This window comes from Mycolicibacterium novocastrense (assembly GCF_001499835.1).
Taxonomy (GTDB): domain Bacteria; phylum Actinomycetota; class Actinomycetes; order Mycobacteriales; family Mycobacteriaceae; genus Mycobacterium; species Mycobacterium novocastrense.
Genome location: NZ_LQIH01000010.1, coordinates 82,737 through 99,653, shown reverse-complemented (window position 1 = coordinate 99,653; position 16,917 = coordinate 82,737). Strand labels below are relative to the sequence as shown.

Sequence of the window (16,917 nt, the reverse complement as noted above, 5' to 3'; positions counted from 1 at the left end):
GCCCCGAATCCGTTTCCGATGAGCTCAATGCGTTAGGCTGTCGAAGCCCATCGGCGCTGTTTTCTCACGCGCCCCCGTAGCTCAGGGGATAGAGCGTCTGCCTCCGGAGCAGAAGGCCGCAGGTTCGAATCCTGCCGGGGGCACAACTCCAAAACATCGGCCACCCACGGTGATAAGCCGATGCGGCCGACTATCCCGGAACTCGATCACGGCGGCAACTCCTGATGTCCCGCTGGGTCGGCCTCCACAATCTCCGAAACCGCCGGTTAGCTGGCCAGTCAGCGCCGACCAGCTTGATGAGTCCCCAGTTTTCCCACGATCAGCATGGAAGCATGTGGCTGTGAGCGCTGAACGGGATTCATCGCAAGATCAGCGCGTTCGCTCGACCAGGGCGAACGCCACCTTCATCATCGGTTGTCTGGTGGCGCTTCTCGTCGTCGGCTGGCTGTCCCTGGTCACGCAGCCGACCGCGTTGGCGTCCACCGCGTGGTGGCCCGTCGCCGGCATCGCCGTCGGATTGGGGATCCGCTTCCCCCGCCGGTACCTCTGGCCTCTGGCGGCAGCGGTCGCGGCGATCACCTTCCCTCTGCTGTTGTGGGCCGGGCGACCCACCGCCCTGGCCATGGCGTTGGCGGTGACCGTCGGACTGGAGATGGTGGTCGCGACCGTCATCCTGCGCGGCCGTCAGGACTCTCTGCCGGTACTGGCCGCCCCGCGCGACCTGGGTCGACTGCTGGTCGCGGTCGCCGCATCGACCGTCATCTACGACCTGGTCGGGGCGGCCGCGACACTGCTGCTCGTCGATTCCTCCGAGGCGTGGTCGCGACTGGTGACGTCGGCCCCCAAGCATGCCGCCGGCATGCTGTTGTTCGTCCCGCTGTTCATGCGCCTGCCCAAGCGGCCCCGCCAGGCCAGTCCGGTCGAGACGGTGGCGCAGGTGGTCGTCACGCTCGGCCTGGTCACCTACGTCTTCGCGTTCAACCCCGGAATGCCGCTGTCGTTCCTTCCGTTCATGCCGCTGGTGTGGGTGGCGATGCGCCTGACGACGCACGAGTTGATCGCGGTGATGCTGGCAATCGCGGTGATCGCGTCGGCCGGCAGCACCTACAACACGGGACCCTTCGCGTTCAACCTCCTGGCCCCAGACACCGGGACCCTCGTCCTGCAGGTCTTCGAGCTGTCGATGGTGGTGGTGTTCCTGTCGCTCTCGCTCGCGGTGGGCCAGGAGCGGGCGACGGCGCAGCGCCTCAACGAGAGCGAGGAGTTGTTCCGGAAGATCTTCGACACCTCCGTCGCGGGGATGATAATCGCTGCCCGGGACGTGAACGGCTGGAACATATTGCGCTCCAACACCTCTGCGATCGACATCCTCCCCGGGCTCGCCGGTCCGTCACCGCGGCTCCCCGCGCTACTCGGCGAACGGGCCGCCGCCGCCCTGTCCGCCGAAGCCGACGCGCTCACCGAGGGCAACGCCCGCCTGACGCTGACCACGAGCAGCGAACAGGTTCTCAACCTCAGCATCGCGCTCATTGACGAGAACGACGACCGCAGGACTGTGGCCCTGCAGTTCTACGACATCACCGAGGCGATGCGAGCCCGACGGCTCGAACAGGAAGAGCTCGAACGCGCCGCCGAAGTGCAGCGGGCCCTGCTACCGGGCCGGTTCCCCGATACCCCGGGCTGGAGTTCGGGCGCCGCCTCGGTGCCGGCCCGGCAGGTCGGCGGGGACTTCTACGACATTCGCGTCGACGTCCCGCACGCCGTGCTGAGCCTCGGCGACGTGATGGGCAAGGGCATGGGCGCCGGCATGCTGGCGGCCGCCACTCGGGCCGCGTTGCGCGCCAACGACACCCGGCTCAGCCCATCCGCCGCCGTCAGCCGCGCCGCAGACGTCATCGACCGCGATCTGCAACGCACCAGCGCATTCGTCACGCTGACCTACGTGCTCGTCGACCTGGTCACCGGCGACTTCCGCTTCGCCGACGCCGGCCACGGTCTGCATTTCGTCGTGCGGACCGGCTCCAACACGGTGGAACGCGCGACGTCCGGCGATCTGCCGGTCGGCCTGGACAGCGGTTGGGACGAGAAGCACGGCGCGCTGCAGCCCGGTGACGCGATCCTTCTGGTCAGCGACGGGGTGATGGATCTGTGGGGCGGCTCGGTGGAGAAGCTCTCGGACGCCGTGGCCGAGTGCGCCCGGACGCACGGCAGCAGTCCTCAGACGCTGGTCGACGCGCTCTGCGCGCGGGCCAACGGTGATCTCGACCGCGATGACGTGACCGCGGTCGTCCTGCGGCGGGAGCCTGTGCCGGCCGCGACGAACTGATGCCTCGCCGGGCCGCGCGTGGGCGCCCGAGGCGTTTCCATTATGGGGAGTTTGCGGCGGCCGTCGACCGTGGTGCACCAGTCGACGAGCCAGACAACGGATTTGAGGTGTGCCGGCGGCTCAGCCGTCGTCGCTGTCTTTCTTCCCCAGCTTGCCGAGGCCGCCGACGGTGCCGCTCACCGCGTCGCTGACCTTGTCGGTCACCGACTTGACGGTGCCGCTCACCGCGTCGGTGACCTTCTTCGGCGCATCCTGGACGGTCGAGCGCAGCCCGCCCGTCGTGTTCTGGACCGTCGAGCGGAGATCACCCGGTGCGTTCGCGCCACCGGGGCCACCGGACGTGCGGCCGTTTCCGATCGTCGTCGGCCCACCCGGGTTCCCCGTGCCGGTGATGACGTTCAACCGCGGACGCGTCCGTGGTGCCGAATCGGCCGGCGGAAGGTTCAGATTCTCCGCGACACCCGTCACGGCGGCGGTGGTGTTCGACACGACCGGCGCCGGGGCCGCGAGCAGGTTGCCCGGAAGGGCCGGTGCGGGCGCAGGTGACGCCGGCGTGGCAGGCGGCAGCGGCTTGCCCAAATCCTCGACCGGTTGTGTCGCCTCTTCGACCGCTTGCGAGGTCTGCGTCAGCAGTTCATTCAATGCGACCATCTGCTGCGCAAGCTCTTTGGCGGCCGGGCCGAAGACACCGTTGAGCGCCTTTTCGATCTGGGCGTTCAACGGCCCGAGGGTGCTGCTGAGCGGAGCGCGCAGAGCGGTGCTCACCGGCGTGCGGTTGTTGGCGACGCCCAGGTTCGTGAGGGCTTCGCTGACCGGACCGTCGAGCGATTGTCCCCCCGGCGGGGTGCCCACCTGGGTCGTCGGCACCGTCGAGACACCGAACAAGGACGGGCCGGTGAGCCCTGCTCCCGAAGTGCCCGCATTGACCGAACCGAGCGAGTACACGACGGGGACGGGCCCCAGCGACGTCAACAGCAGGCCGACGGTGCTCCCGCTGTTGTAAGCGATGCCGTCCGTTCCGACATAAGTTGTCGACGGAGTGCTCTGGCGCGTGTACGACGCCAGGATCGGCGGGCTCACCACCGCCCCTGCAGGAGTGATCACCGCCGGCATGGCGACGACTCCGAACGACGAGATGCCGTACGGCAGTTCCGCACCTTCGGCGGCGATCGGAACGGCGACCACAGTCTCGGATCCGAGGTTGGGCAGGCCCGCCGGCAGCGGAACTTTCGACAATGCATCAACCGGTCCGACGACCACGATCGGCGCCGCGGCCAGCAACCCGAGCGACCCGCCCAGCGCACGGTACGAACCTGATCCGGCGGGAATCCACGCGGTCAACGTCGGCGTGGAGACGACGTCGTCGAGCGGCGCAAGGGTGTCACCGACGAGCTTCTGCACCTCCGGAGGCGCATCCGAAAGCGAGACGCCGGCAACGGTGATCCGGTCGCTGATCCGGTTGACCAGACCGGCTGCGGTGTGGCTGGGCAGCTGGATGAACGTGCTGCCGAGACTGGTCTTGCCGCTGGCTGCAAACAGTGGCCAGTTGAAGGTCGTCACGAACTCGGTCTGTGTCGCCGTCAAGCCGATCACGTCGAGCACGTCTTCAACTGTCGGGACACCGGCGATCTGTCGGCCCACCCCCGGCGCCTGGTTGAGGGCGTTGAGCGCGTCGATGACGCTCTTGATGCTCGCGAGCGGCAACAACACGGTGTCGGCCACGGCCTCCACCTCGTCTCCGGCGCCCGGGCTCAGCGTTTCAGCGGTGGCGGCGATGACCATCACCGTGGCATCCCCCGAGATGCCCGGCACGACGTCCAGGCCGGTCGCCGAGGACGAGGCCGCCAGTAGACCTTCGGTGGTGGTCAGATCTTTCTGCGTGGTGCGTGCGGTGAAGGTGGGCAGCCAGCCGCCCGACCATCCCGCGATCGGGTTCCAGAACGCCGCGGCGGCGCCGCCGAAGGCGCCCGCGAAGACCAGGGCGCTGTCCATGGCCCGCGCCCCGCCCGTGACGGCCTCGGTGTAGGGACCGGTGGATGCGGCAAGCGCGACATCCGCGTTGACAGGGGGTTTGGGTGCGGCGATGGCGACAGTCAGGGCCGTCGCCGCGACAGTGGCGGCGCCGGCGACGGCGAACTTCGAGGGGCGACCCATGTTCCGGTGGTTGCCAGTCATCTGACCAGTCCCTTCAACCTACTTCACCGAACACCGCTATTGTCAAGATCGTTAATTCAGCCGGCCTACCCACTTCTTCGCGGCTTCAAACCACTCGCGTGAAAGCTGCGTCGCGTCGGTGAAGACGGCCGGTGAGGTTCGGTGTTAGCTGGCAAAACGCGACACCACCCGCCCGACACCTGCGTCCGCGATTCGACGACCGCACGTGGGTTGCGCGGATATCGTCACGATCATGATCGTCGGCCGCCGCGAGTTCATCTGCGGCGCAGGCTTGATCACAGCGGCCACGTTGCTGTCCGCGTGCGGTGAGGGAAACCGAGCGGACGGCGAACATGTCGCGATCGTCGGCGCGGGATTCGCAGGACTCGCGGCCGCACGCCGACTGGCGGATGCCGGCGTACGCGTCACCGTGCTCGAAGCGCGCGACCGGATCGGCGGGCGCACCAGAACAGACGCTTCACTGGGCGTACCGGTCGACATCGGCGCGTCGTGGATCCATGGCACACAAGGGAATCCGATCACCGAACTCGCCGACGCCATCGGAGCCGGAACCGTCGACACCGACTTCGATGACTTCGCGTTGTTCGACAATGGCCGCGAGGTCACGTCCGATGCCACGGCAGGCCTGTTGACCGAGTGGGACAGGATCGCCGCCGGTCTCGACGAACTCAGCGCGAACGCCGCCGGCAGCGCCTCGGTCGCCGATGGGCTGGCCGAGGTCGCCGACATGAACGATCCACTGATCTCATGGATCGTGGCGTCCCAGATCACCGGCGAGTATGCCGCTGACCCAGTTCAGTTGTCGCTGCGATGGTTTGGCAGCGAAGGCGAGATGGACGGTCCCGACGTGCTGCTCCCTGGCGGTTACACACAACTGTCACAACACCTTGCCCGCGGACTCGAGGTTCGGCAGAACACCGTTGTTCGACGAATAACCCACGACGACCGCGAGGTACACATCGACACCTCCGCCGGTCCGGTGACCGCCGACCGCGTCATCGTGACCGTACCTCTCGGCGTCCTCAAAGCCGATGCCATCGCATTCGATCCCCCACTGCCACAACCGAAACGCGACGCCATCGGTCGCCTGGGCTTCGGGCTGCTGAACAAGGTGGTGCTCGCGTTCGACCAACCGTTCTGGCCTCGCACACGTCCGATGATCGGACTCGTCGGCCCAGACCAACCCGTCAGCGACCTGGTCAACGGTCTGCTGCTGTCGGACAAGCCGATCCTGATCGGGTTGCGCTCGGGGCAAGCCGCATGGTCACGCGAGGCGCTGTCGGACGGCAATGCGGTCGCGCAGGTCATCAACGCACTGGATGCCCCCGAGCCGACGGGATCGATTGTCACCCGTTGGGGCACAGACCCCTACAGCCTCGGTTCGTACAGCTTCATCGCGGTCGGATCGAGTCCGGATGACATGAGCGCTCTCGGTGAGCCCGTCGGCGAACGACTCCTGTTCGCCGGCGAAGCCACGAACCCGGAGTTCTTCGGCACCGTCCACGGCGCCTATCTCAGCGGAATACGCGAAGCAGACCGGATTCTCGGTTAACCGCTTGATGCGCGATCGTCGCGGTGGCTCCGTTGTAGTTCGCGCTCGGCCTCCTCGAGTGCGGCGCGCGCGGACCGCAACCGCTCGAGAAGGTCATCGGTCTCGTGCTGAGCTCGGTCGACCGCCCGCGCCTCCTCCATCGACCCGAGCACAATGCCGATGAACAGGTTGAAGATCAGGAAGCTCATGGTCACGGCGTAGCTGACGAAGAACACGATCGTCCACTGCGAGACCTCCTGCCCCATCGCGATGTTGTCGGGCAGGTTCTCCAACGTCAACATGACGAACATCGTCAACATCGCTTGCCCGATGTTGCCGTAGTGCTCCGGATCGTGATTCGCGAACAGGACCCAACCGAGCATCCCGTACAGGAAGACCATCAGCGCTGTGGCCACCGCCAGCGACGCCACACCGGGAACGCTTCTGCCGACCGCACCCATGATCACGCGCAGGTCCGGCAGGAACCGCACGATGCGCACGATCCGCAGGACCCGCACCAACCGCAACAGCAATGCGGACTGACGCAACCACGGAATGAAGGAAGCGGCCACCACGAGGAAGTCGAAGATGTTCCACTTGTCCGCCACGTACGTACGGACGTTCCACCCCGCCGCCGTGAAGCGGATCAGGATCTCTACGACATAGATGGCGAGGATGACGTCGTAGGCGACGCTGAACATTCCGTGGTATCCCGCCACGACGCTTTCGAAGGTCTCGAGTCCGAGTACCGCCGCATTGATGAGGATGACCGCGGTGATCGCGAGATCGAACGCCGGGTTGGCCACGAGGGCCCTGCAGCGTTCGACGACCCGCGGCGCGCCCTTCGGCGGTGCGACTGAAGCGATGCCGGATCCGGGCGAGGCGATCTGCACGCTAACTGCATAACAAAAGCAGCTTCACAAAGACAGAAAATGGGCGGATCTATTGTCCGGATTACGAATGCTTGTGGCCGGGGCCCGCGTACACGATGTTGTAAAGAAAAGTATGTGAGATTTCCGGCGCGTGACGCGGGTTCGGAACGAGTGCTGACCATCCTGAACAGTATGTTTGCTGGGTGATCGAGCGCGAGAAAAGCCGCGCAGAATCGGGCGGTTCCGCTGGGATACGTTCATTCGAAACATCGGCAGAAATGAACAGCCGCCGTTACTCTTCCCGGGTGCAACCGACAACCCCTTCACATTCCAAGAAGCCGGCAAATGGCCGGCGCATTGCGACCGGAGTCGTGGTCGTCGCGGTGTTTCTGATCGCCTATCTCGGCACAGCGTTCGCCTACTGGTGGTTGTCGGCTTCCTCGCAGGAGCTGGAGCCGCCGGACTTGCAGAACCGGTCGGAGACGGTGGTGCTCTTCAGCGTGCAGTCACTGAAAACCGTCGACCGCAAGCTTGACGTGAAGGTCTCGGTGATTCCGCAGGACTCTCTGGTCGATTCGCGTCTGGACGTGTTGAACACCGACATCACGGTGCGCATCTTCCCGTTCAACACCTCGGGTGATCTTCGTTGGCCGGCCGGAGAGTCCCCCGGTGAGGAGACCACCAGTCTCGACCTCAGCGGCGAATCCGATATCTGGCCGTTCGACACGTACAGCACCGAGTTCATCAGTGCCGATGTGATGGTCGGCGCCGGAGATGAACGTGAATTCGTGCCGGCGCGAGTGGAATTCGAGGGCTGGGTCGACGGCTGGTCGCTCACACGCACCGATGGACCGCCGTCGGCGGATTCGGTGGGCGGCGGGGACTCGGTGAAGATCACCCTGAAACGGGCGCTCGGACCGCTGACGTTCGACATCGGGATCTGCCTCGTGTTGATCGCACTACCGACCCTGGCGGTGTTCACGACGTTCCAAGTGGTGACCGGGCGAAAAGAGTTTCAGCTGCCGCTGCTCACCTGGTATGCGGCAATGCTTTTCGCGGTTGTTCCGCTGCGCAACATCTTGCCGGGCGCTCCCCCGCCGGGCGCCTGGGTCGATCAGCTTCTGGTGTTGTGGGTCCTCGTCGCGCTCGTATCGTCGATGGTCGCCTACGTCGTGCACTGGTATCGGAAGATCCCTTAGCCGGCTCACACCGGCAGGCTCGTACCGGTTTCCTTCTCGGCGAACTCCCAGAGCCTTCTGGCGTCGTCGTAATCGCAGGCGACCGCACCCCGGCCGCTCAACGTCGGCGCACCCTTCAAGCCGTACCTGCTGTCGATGCCGACGTAACTGCCGGGCGGAATCGGCTCGGTGATGCAGTACAGCGTCGGTGCCGCGCCCGCGTCGAGGTCGTTGGCGAGCACCCGGGCCGCCGCCTTGACCACTGCGTGGAATGCGGCCATCGCCGGTTTCTCGGAGACGTTCGACAGATTCGACGCGACCCAGCCCGGGTGCGTCAGGAAGCTGGTGATCGGCGAGCCGGCCTCACGCAGCCGGCGGTCGAGTTCGAGGCCCCACAGCATCACGGCCAGCTTCGAGCGGGCGTACGCCGGGAACGCCGACCATTTGCTGGAGCGCAGGTGCGGGTCGTCGAAGTTGATGCTCGCCGATTTGTGCGCATCCGAGCCCACGTTGATGATCTTCGAGCGCACCCGCCCGAAGAGCAGGTTGGTCAACGCGAACGGTCCCAGGAAGTTGGTGCCGAGCGTCGTCTCGAAGCCGTCCACGGTTTGGCCTCGGTTCTGCGCGACGAGGCCCGCGTTGTTGATGAGGATGTCGACGCCACCCTCGAGCAGATCGGGGAAGGCGTGCACCGACGACTGATCGGCCAGGTCGAGTTTGATCACCGTCGTTGCGCCGCCCATCTCAGCGGCTCGTTGTGCGCCCAACTCGGGGTTGCGCACCGCCAGGATCACGTGCGCGCCGGCACCGACCAGCGCACGTGCCGTCGCCAGGCCGACTCCGTTGGTGGCCCCCGTGACGATGATCCGTTTTCCGCTCAGATTGCCGAGCCGGCTCGGCGACCAATTCGTAGCCACCGTGTGAGGTTAGGCGATGCGGCCGAGCCTCATGTTCGTTGACACCACGCATCGGCGCTGGTTGTCTTCTCGCCGATGAGCGACTCCGCCCGCGAGATCGAGAATCTCGTCTACGCCTACGCCGAGCGAATCGATTCCGGCGATTTCGACGGTGTCGGCGCACTGTTCACCCACGGTCGGATCCACGCCGTCGAGAACGGGCCGCCGGACACGGTTTTCGAGGGCGCGACCCGGGTGCGGCAGATGTTCGAGATGGCGGTGCGTCTGTACGGCGACGGCACTCCCAAGACCAAGCACTTCACCACGAATGTGACGGTTCACGTCGACGAGGACGCCGGAACGGGCCGCGGTAGCGCCTACTACTGCGTCACACAGGCCACACCCGATCTGCCACTGCAGGTCATCGTGACCGGCCGCTACCGCGACACCTTCCACCGCGTCGACGGCACATGGTGGTTCGACAGTCGCACCATGTTCGTCGACCAGGTCGGCGACACCAGCCACCACCTCAAGTTCTAGAGGCGGCCGGGCTTCACCACTTCCACGGCTTGTTCCAGTGCCCTGGCGGCGGGACACCGGGTATGTGGGCGATGTGTCCGGGCGGCGGCGGCTTCGGAACGTGGATGTGCACCGGCGGGACCTTCGGAACGTGGACATGCACCGGGCCCGGCGGTTCCCACCACCAGTCGTCGTGGGCCATCGCCTGGCCCGCGCCCACACCGACGGACGCGAATGCGAACGCGCCGGCCATCACGGCTGTGGTCGCGATCTTTTTCCTGACTGTCATCGTCATCGTGATTCCTCTCGGCTGTCTGCCCTCCGCCGCAACGGACGCTCGATAGTGCGTTCCAACGCGACCGGGCCCTCACGACTTCCCCGACGGTCCCATCCTGCCACTGCGGCGAGTGCGGCCGCCAATCGCCCTACGGCGCGAATTCGTTGACGACGTCAGCGACCCTGCGCACCTGGTCGACATCTGAACTGGTTGGAATCAGATGAATCTCGTCGGTGCCGATGTCGTGGAACCGGCGCAAGACGTCGAGCAGTTCTCGTTCAGTGCCCGCCCACCCGGTCGCGGGCGCCATCGCATCGACCAGGTCGGCGGGGATCCAGTTCATGTAGCGCCGCAGATGCCGGTGTACCTGCTCGCGCGGTTGGTCACCCTCGCCGATCGCGAACCAGAACGAGGTGGCCAGGTGCGGTGCGGGCTTACCGGCGTCGGCCCAGGCGGCGCGGGCGACATCGAACAGCTCGTTCTGCCTGTCGACGTCCAGATCGAGCGTCGTACCCGCCAGCCCGTCGGCCCACTGTGCGGCGCTGCGCACCGTCTTGGGTCCGATCGTGCCGACCAACAACCTCGGGCCGCCGGGCTGCACCGGCGTCGGGCCCACCGGCAGGACGGATTCGGTGACCTTCTCACCCGCCCAGACCCTGCGCATCACCGCGACGCGATCGGCCATCCCGCGCATGGTCTGCCCGGCCGGGTCCGCGCCGACCGCGCGGTAGTCCTCCTCCCTGCCGCCGACACCGAGACCGACCGTCAACCGGCCGCCGCAGAGCATGTCGCCGGTGGCCAGCGCTTTGGCCAGCATCACGGGGTCGTGCAGCTGCGGGACCACCACGGTGGTCACGAGGCGAACCCGCTCCGTCCATGCGGCAACCGCGCCGAGCAACGTCAGTGAGTGCGGGTTGTCGAACGCGATGCGCTCACCCCAGCACAGCGACGAGAAGGGCCCGCCGTCGATCACCCGAGCCCACCCCTGGAGCGTCTCGGCATCAAGGTCGGCTTCCATGACAGGCAGCGTCATCCCGATTTGCACGACGGCGATTCTGGCACGGCTGGCAGCATGGGGACATGGCGATCACCACCACGTCCGTCGCGCACATCCGGCTGACCGTGACCGACATCGAGCGGTCGCGCGAGTTCTACGAGGCCGTGTTCGGCTGGAGCGTGTTCATCGAACTTCCCGAGGGCGCCGACGCGGCAACCCGCCAGGCGCTCAGCTTCCTGTACGGCGGCGTCATCTACGACCTCGGTGGTGTGCTTGTGGGCTTGCGACCGGCGGCCATGAGCACCGACGCCTTCGACGAGAACCGCACGGGTCTCGACCACGTCGCGTTCAGGTTGACCAGCAAAGACGAACTCGACTCCGCGGAAAGCCATCTCGATTCTCTCGGCGTCGAGCATGAGCCGATCAAGGACATCGGGCCGATGTACATCCTCGAATTCCGCGATCCGGACAACATCGCGTTGGAGTTGACCGCCCCGAAGTGACGCCTCAGGTGAGCCTGCTGATGATGTCGGCCGCCGAACCCGGTGCGGCCGCGCGAAATCCGGTGCCCGCCCACACATTCACCCCGTGCGGATCGCCCGCCCGTACCGCCGCCGCCCGCAACGGGCTGGTCAGGTAGTGCACCTCGGGATATCCCAACGGCGCCTCGTCTTCGTGATCGTCGACGAACCGGTTCCGCAAGCCGCGCGCGTAACGACCCGAGAACGCCTTCGTCACAACGGTTTCGGTGAACTCACCATCCTGCAACGCCGCACGGTGCACGGCGCTGCTGCCCGCCTCGTCGGCGAGCAGGAACGCGGTGCCCAGTTGTGCGGCCACCGCGCCCACGTGCCGGACCCGCGCGACGTCCTCGGCGGTCATAAGACCTCCCGCCGCGACGACGGGCACGTCGACGTTGGCCATCACCGATGCCAGCAGGTCGTCCAGCGGGACCTCTGACGGCCGGGCGGTCGGGTCGAAGGTGCCGCGGTGACCTCCGGCGCCGGGGCCCTGCGCGGCCACCGCATCGACGCCGCGGGCGACCGCCTGCTGCGCTTCGGCGAGCGTGGTCACGGTGCCCACCGTGGTGATGCCGGCCCCGCGCAACCGCTGGATCTCCTCGGCGCTGGGCAGGCCGAAGGTGAACGACGCCACCGCGGGTCGCAGGTCGAGCAGGACGTCGATCTTGGCCGCCCAGGCGTCGTCGTCGAACCGGGGTTCCCCGAGTGTGGCGCCGTAACGTTCGGCGTCGCGGGTGAGCGCCTGCGCATAACGCGCGATGGCCTCGGGATCGGCCGCGCTGGGTTGCGATGCGAACAGATTGGCGCCCACCGGACCGGTTGTCAGGCGCTGCGCCGCCGTGAGGCGTTCGCCGAACGCCTCGGCGGTCAGGTAACCGGCGGCGACGAAACCCAGGCCGCCCGCATCGGCGCCGGCGGCGGCGAGTTCCGGGGTGGAGGGGCCACCGGCCATCGGGGCCACGATGACGGGATGTTCGAGGTCTGAGAAGTCGAACGTCACGGGTCCATCGTGCATCGTTGTCGGGTCGCCACCGCGGTGGTTGACTGAATCGGTATGGCCATCACGTTCAACCACACCATCGTGGCCACCAAGGACCGCGAGGAGTCGGCCCGGTTCTTCACCGAGTTGTTCGGTTTGCCCCCTGCCCGCGAGTTCGGCCATTTTCTGGTCGTGGACCTGGCGCACGATGCCAGCCTCGATTACGCCCAAGTCGGCCCGGATGAGGAGATCCGCCCGCAGCACTACGCATTCCTGGTGTCCGAAGACGAGTTCTCCGAGATCCATGACCGCATCGTGGCGCGAGGCCTGCAGCACTGGGCCGACCCGCGCGGCATGCGCCCCGGCGAGATCAACCACAACGACGGGGGTCGCGGAGTCTACTTCCGGGATCCGTCGGGCCACTACCTCGAGATCATCACCCGCCCCTACGGATCCGGCGCGGACTGACCCGCGACGTCAGTCGAGTGAGTGGCCGCGCTTGGTCTCCTGATCGCGGTAGTCGTCGGCGAGCTTGCGGACGTGCTTGGGCAGCGCATCGGCGGCCACGTCGGCGACGCTGGTCTGTTCGAGAACCGCTCGCATGCTCGCGCGCAGCGCACGCCAGACGTCGGTCAGCGGGGTCGTCGGGCCCGTATAGGGCAGGTCCCCCAGACCGATGTCACGGACGCTGGCAAGGGGTCCGTCGATGCAGCGCAGCACGTCGGCGATGCTGATGTCCTTCGCCGGGCGGGCCAACTCGTAGCCGCCCTCGCGGCCGCGGTGGCTGCGCACGAGGCGGTCGGTGCGTAGCGCAGACAGGATGTCGACGAGGAATTGCGGCGGAATGCCCTGTGCTTTGGCGAGGTCGTCGGTGGTGACGAGGACGCCGTCGGCGGCGGTGGCCAGTTGCACCATCGCGCGGACGGCGTACTCCGCTTTGGCCGACATGCGCATGGATTCAGTCAATCACGCGTGACGGCGAGCACGGCCTCGGCCAGTTCGGGCCGGCACACCACCACGTCGGGCAACAGCGGATCGGGCCGGTTGTAGCGCAGCGGCGAGCCGTCGATGCGGGAGGTGTGCAGTCCGGCGGCGCGGGCGACGGCGACCGGGGCCGCCGAGTCCCACTCGTACTGGCCTCCGGCGTGCACGTACACATCCGAGAGACCCTGCACGACGGAGGCGACCTTCGCTCCGGCCGAGCCCATCTCCACCAACGTGCCACCCAGCGCGTCGCGCACCGCGAGCGCGATCGCCGGCGGCCGGGTGCGGGACACGACGATTCGCGGGGTTTCGGGTTGCGGCGGCGGAGGCGTGACCGTGGGGGTGGCCAGCGTGATGCCCTGCGCCGGTAGCGCGACCGCCCCGGCGACCAGGTCTCCTGCTGCCCAGAGCGCAACGTGCACCGCCCAGTCGTCGCGTCCGAGTTCGGAGAATTCCCGGGTACCGTCGAGGGGGTCGACGATCCAGACACGTTCGGCGGTCAAGCGCACAGGGTCGTCGGCGCCCTCCTCTGACAGCACCGCATCGTCCGGCCGCTCAGCCGCCAGCGCCTCGGTCAGCAAGTCGTGGGACCGCTTGTCCCCGGCAGCCTTTCGCTCCTGTGGTGTGGCATCCGCGAGCTCTTGCCGGATGTCGAGCAGGAGCCTTCCGGCCGCCGTCGCCAGCCGCGCGGCGAGCTCGTGATCGCTCACTGCCCGCGTTCCAGCAGATCGATCACCATCTGAGCCAGCTCCTCGGGATCGCGGTCGGGCGTCAACCTCAGGTCGGGGTTCTTGGGCCGTTGATAGGGGCTGTCGATACCGGTGAAGTGGGTGATCTTCCCGGCGCGCGCCTTGGCGTACAAGCCTTTCGGATCGCGTCGCTCGCAGTCCTCCAGCGGGGTGTCGCAGAACACCTCGAAGAAGTCGAGCCCGGCCTCGGTGGTCACTTGTCGCGCGAGGGCACGGTGTTCCTCGAGCGGGCTGATCGCGGGCACCAGCACAACCTGCCCGGAATCGGCGAGGATCGCGGCCACATGAGCGAGCCTGCGCTGGTTCTCGGCGCGGTCGGCCATCGAAAATCCGAGGTCGGCGTTGAGGCCGTGACGCAGGTTGTCGCCGTCGAGAACGTAAGCGGGAACGCCTTTTTCGATCAGCTTCTGCTCGACGAGCATCGCCACCGACGACTTGCCCGAGCCCGACAGGCCGGTGAACCACACCGTCCGGCCCTTGCTCAGCCGGTCCTCGGCCTTGCACAGCGACTCGTGTCTGACGGTGTTGGGGCTCGAGGTGCGGGCGGTCACCTGCGGCAGGATCATGCCCGCGGCGACCGTGCCGTTGGTGTTCGGGTCGATCAGGATGAACGAGCCGGTGGTGGCGTTGCGGCTGTACTCGTCGAGCAGCAACGGTTGTTGTGTGCGCAGCGAGATACGGCCCAGCTCATTGAGTTTGAGCGCGGTGACTTCCTTGTCCCGGTGCAGCGTGTTGACGTCGAGGCGGTAGTCCAACGCCGTGACCCGCGTCCGCGTGGTGCGGGTGGTGTGCTTGATGACGTAGTCGCGGCCGGGTTCGAGGGCGGAGCCGTCGGCCATCCAGCAGACGGTGGCGTCGAACTCCTGGGCCACCCGCGGTTGGTTGTTCGGCCGGGCGATGAGATCGCCGCGCGAGATGTCGATGTCGTCGGTGAGGCTGATCGCCACCGCCATCGGCGGGAATGCCTCATCGATCGGTCCGCTGGGCCCCTCGATCGCCGCGATCCGTGACGTCAGGCCGGTGGGCAGCACGACGACGTCGTCGCCGACCTTCATCACTCCGCTGGCGACCGTGCCCGCATAGCTGCGATGGTCATGATGCTCCAGCGACTGCGGGCGGATCACATACTGGACCGGGAACCGCACGTCGACGAGGTTGCGGTCACCGGCGATGTACACCTCTTCGAGATGGCTCAGCAGCGGCGGACCTTCGTACCACGGCGTCTTGTCGGATTTGGTGACGACGTTGTCGCCGTTGAGCGCCGACAGCGGAATCGTCGTCACGTCGTGGATGTCCAGGCGCGCGGCGAAGTCGTGGAAATCGTCGCGGATCTTCTCGAACCGCTCTCTGTCCCAGCCGATCAGGTCCATCTTGTTGACGGCGAGCACGATGTGCCGGATGCCGAGCAGCGACGCCAGGAACGCGTGGCGGCGGGACTGCTCGAGCAACCCGTGGCGCGCGTCGACCAGGACGATCGCCAATTGCGCGGTGGAGGTTCCCGTCACCATGTTGCGGGTGTACTGAATGTGGCCGGGAGTGTCGGCGATGATGAATTTGCGCTTGGGCGTTGCGAAGTAGCGGTACGCGACGTCGATCGTGATGCCCTGTTCACGCTCGGCCCGCAGGCCGTCGGTCACCAACGCCAGATCCGTGTAGTCGTGACCGCGTTCCTTGGAAGTCCGCTCGACGGAAGCCAGTTGGTCTTCCATGACGGCCTTGGAGTCGAAGAGCAGCCGCCCGATCAGGGTGGACTTGCCGTCGTCGACCGATCCCGCGGTGGCGATCCGCAGCAGCGTCGCGGCGGGCCGGGTGGTGGCGCCGCGTTCGGCGGTGCGAGTCATCAGAAATACCCCTCCCGCTTGCGGTCTTCCATGCCGGCCTCGGAGATGCGGTCGTCGGCGCGGGTGGCGCCGCGTTCGGTGAGCCGCGAGACCGCCGTCTCGGCGATCACCTCGGAAACCGTTGCGGCGTGCGACTCCACGCAGCCGGTGCAGGTGACGTCGCCGACGGTGCGGAACCGCACGGTCTTCTCGATGATCTGCTCGTCCTTGCGCGGCTGTAGGTACTTGTGTACGGCCAGCAGCATGCCGTCGCGCTCGAACACCTTGCGGCGGTGGGCGTAGTAGATCGACGGCAACTTGATCTTCTCGGCGCCGATGTAGGACCAGATGTCGAATTCGGTCCAGTTCGACAGCGGGAACACGCGGATGTGCTCGCCCTTGTGGTGGCGGCCGTTGTAGAGGTTCCACAGTTCGGGCCGCTGGGCCTTCGGATCCCATTGGCCGAACTCGTCGCGGAAGGAGAACACCCGTTCCTTGGCGCGTGCCTTCTCCTCGTCGCGGCGAGCACCGCCGAACGCGGCGTCGAACTTGTTCTCGCGGATCGCGCGCAGCAGGGTCACCGTCTGCAGCGGGTTGCGCGACGGGATCGTCTCGACCACGCGCCCGGCGTCGATGTCGTCCTGCACCTTGGCCACGACCAGCCGGACGCCGAACTCCTCGACGAGCTCGTCACGGGTCTGCAGAACCTCGTCGAAGTTGTGGCCCGTGTCGACGTGCATCACCGGGAATGGCAGCCGGCCCGGGCGGAACGCCTTGAGCGCCAGATGCAGCATCACGATGGAGTCCTTGCCGCCGGAGAACAGCAGCACGGGCCGCTCGAACTCCGCGGCGACCTCGCGGATGATGTGAATGGCCTCGGCTTCCAGGGACCTCAGATGGCTGAGTTCGTAGCGCCCGGCATGGACTTGTTCGGTGGTGGCCGTCATCATTTCCTCGTAAAGTTGGTAGGAATGACCATATTTACGATCATTACCCGGTATTAGACACCGCTGTCGCCCGGGGTGTCAACGCCCGTCGCTTTCTGCGCGACGGTGCGTGTTTGCACACGACATGCCGCCAGAATTCGACGGCT

At 66.7% G+C, this 16,917-nt stretch carries 16 protein-coding genes and 1 tRNA gene; 7 read left to right on the top strand and 10 right to left on the bottom strand.

The features are described 5' to 3' along the window. Positions 1 to 70: 70 nt before the first annotated feature. Together AU072_RS09615 and AU072_RS09610 are read left to right on the top strand one after the other, a co-directional pair. Positions 71 to 143 (top strand) — tRNA-Arg (locus AU072_RS09615). Between the two features lie 197 nt (positions 144 to 340). Further along, positions 341 to 2,326 carry a SpoIIE family protein phosphatase gene (locus AU072_RS09610; RefSeq protein ID WP_064413571.1) on the top strand — a complete coding sequence of 662 codons (1,986 nt, stop codon included), beginning with the start codon at positions 341 to 343 and terminating at the stop codon, positions 2,324 to 2,326. A gap of 120 nt (positions 2,327 to 2,446) precedes the next feature. Here the strand turns inward: AU072_RS09610 and AU072_RS09605 are convergent, their stop codons facing one another. Further along, positions 2,447 to 4,501, bottom strand: coding sequence for a hypothetical protein (locus AU072_RS09605; RefSeq protein WP_133147274.1), 2,055 nt, complete (start codon positions 4,499 to 4,501; stop codon positions 2,447 to 2,449). A gap of 232 nt (positions 4,502 to 4,733) precedes the next feature. Here AU072_RS09605 and AU072_RS09600 point away from each other — a divergent pair, with 232 nt between their 5' ends. Then, on the top strand, positions 4,734 to 6,053 hold the full coding sequence (locus AU072_RS09600; protein ID WP_064413600.1) for a flavin monoamine oxidase family protein: 1,320 nt from the start codon (positions 4,734 to 4,736) through the stop codon (positions 6,051 to 6,053). On the opposite strand, the gene AU072_RS09595 is transcribed toward AU072_RS09600, so the two are convergent. Further along, positions 6,050 to 6,925 carry an ion transporter gene (locus tag AU072_RS09595; RefSeq protein WP_235629830.1) on the bottom strand — a complete coding sequence of 292 codons (876 nt, stop codon included), beginning with the start codon at positions 6,923 to 6,925 and terminating at the stop codon, positions 6,050 to 6,052. The two genes, AU072_RS09600 and AU072_RS09595, sit on opposite strands and share 4 nt — an antisense overlap. 284 nt (positions 6,926 to 7,209) lie before the next feature. On the opposite strand from AU072_RS09595, the gene AU072_RS09590 reads away from it, so the two are divergent. Continuing rightward, complete coding sequence (locus tag AU072_RS09590; protein ID WP_235629831.1) at positions 7,210 to 8,103, top strand: DUF4436 domain-containing protein; 894 nt, start codon at positions 7,210 to 7,212, stop codon at positions 8,101 to 8,103. Positions 8,104 to 8,108: 5 nt separating this feature from the next. On the opposite strand, the gene AU072_RS09585 is transcribed toward AU072_RS09590, so the two are convergent. Beyond that, positions 8,109 to 8,999: an SDR family NAD(P)-dependent oxidoreductase gene (locus AU072_RS09585; protein WP_064413568.1), complete on the bottom strand. Its 891-nt coding sequence runs from the start codon at positions 8,997 to 8,999 to the stop codon at positions 8,109 to 8,111. 75 nt (positions 9,000 to 9,074) lie between these two features. On the opposite strand from AU072_RS09585, the gene AU072_RS09580 reads away from it, so the two are divergent. Next, positions 9,075 to 9,518: a nuclear transport factor 2 family protein gene (locus AU072_RS09580; RefSeq protein WP_064413567.1), complete on the top strand. Its 444-nt coding sequence runs from the start codon at positions 9,075 to 9,077 to the stop codon at positions 9,516 to 9,518. A gap of 13 nt (positions 9,519 to 9,531) precedes the next feature. On the opposite strand, the gene AU072_RS09575 is transcribed toward AU072_RS09580, so the two are convergent. Continuing rightward, the gene (locus tag AU072_RS09575; protein WP_064347169.1) at positions 9,532 to 9,786 is read right to left on the bottom strand and encodes a hypothetical protein; all 255 of its coding nucleotides are present in this window, start codon (positions 9,784 to 9,786) and stop codon (positions 9,532 to 9,534) included. A gap of 136 nt (positions 9,787 to 9,922) precedes the next feature. Then, complete coding sequence (locus AU072_RS09570; protein ID WP_064413565.1) at positions 9,923 to 10,807, bottom strand: LLM class flavin-dependent oxidoreductase; 885 nt, start codon at positions 10,805 to 10,807, stop codon at positions 9,923 to 9,925. Positions 10,808 to 10,854: 47 nt separating this feature from the next. Here AU072_RS09570 and AU072_RS09565 point away from each other — a divergent pair, with 47 nt between their 5' ends. Then, entirely contained in the window at positions 10,855 to 11,274 is a 420-nt protein-coding gene (locus AU072_RS09565) for a VOC family protein (protein ID WP_064413564.1), read from the top strand. A gap of 4 nt (positions 11,275 to 11,278) precedes the next feature. Here AU072_RS09565 and AU072_RS09560 read toward each other — a convergent pair whose 3' ends face one another. Then, on the bottom strand, positions 11,279 to 12,307 hold the full coding sequence (locus AU072_RS09560) for a nitronate monooxygenase (protein WP_064413563.1): 1,029 nt from the start codon (positions 12,305 to 12,307) through the stop codon (positions 11,279 to 11,281). Between the two features lie 39 nt (positions 12,308 to 12,346). On the opposite strand from AU072_RS09560, the gene AU072_RS09555 reads away from it, so the two are divergent. After that, positions 12,347 to 12,739, top strand: a complete 393-nt coding sequence (locus tag AU072_RS09555) for a VOC family protein (protein ID WP_064413562.1) — start codon at positions 12,347 to 12,349, stop codon at positions 12,737 to 12,739. 9 nt (positions 12,740 to 12,748) lie between these two features. Here the strand turns inward: AU072_RS09555 and AU072_RS09550 are convergent, their stop codons facing one another. The 4 genes from AU072_RS09550 to cysD are packed head-to-tail and all read right to left on the bottom strand — an operon-like array spanning position 12,749 to position 16,771. Further along, positions 12,749 to 13,225: an Rrf2 family transcriptional regulator gene (locus tag AU072_RS09550; protein WP_064413561.1), complete on the bottom strand. Its 477-nt coding sequence runs from the start codon at positions 13,223 to 13,225 to the stop codon at positions 12,749 to 12,751. Positions 13,226 to 13,233: 8 nt separating this feature from the next. Further along, positions 13,234 to 13,965, bottom strand: coding sequence for a 3'(2'),5'-bisphosphate nucleotidase CysQ (locus AU072_RS09545; protein ID WP_064413560.1), 732 nt, complete (start codon positions 13,963 to 13,965; stop codon positions 13,234 to 13,236). After that, the gene (gene cysN / locus AU072_RS09540; RefSeq protein ID WP_064413559.1) at positions 13,962 to 15,845 is read right to left on the bottom strand and encodes a sulfate adenylyltransferase subunit CysN; all 1,884 of its coding nucleotides are present in this window, start codon (positions 15,843 to 15,845) and stop codon (positions 13,962 to 13,964) included. Before cysN ends, AU072_RS09545 begins: the two co-directional genes overlap by 4 nt. Continuing rightward, complete coding sequence (gene cysD, locus AU072_RS09535) at positions 15,845 to 16,771, bottom strand: sulfate adenylyltransferase subunit CysD (protein WP_064347167.1); 927 nt, start codon at positions 16,769 to 16,771, stop codon at positions 15,845 to 15,847. Before cysD ends, cysN begins: the two co-directional genes overlap by 1 nt. Positions 16,772 to 16,917 lie beyond the last annotated feature (146 nt).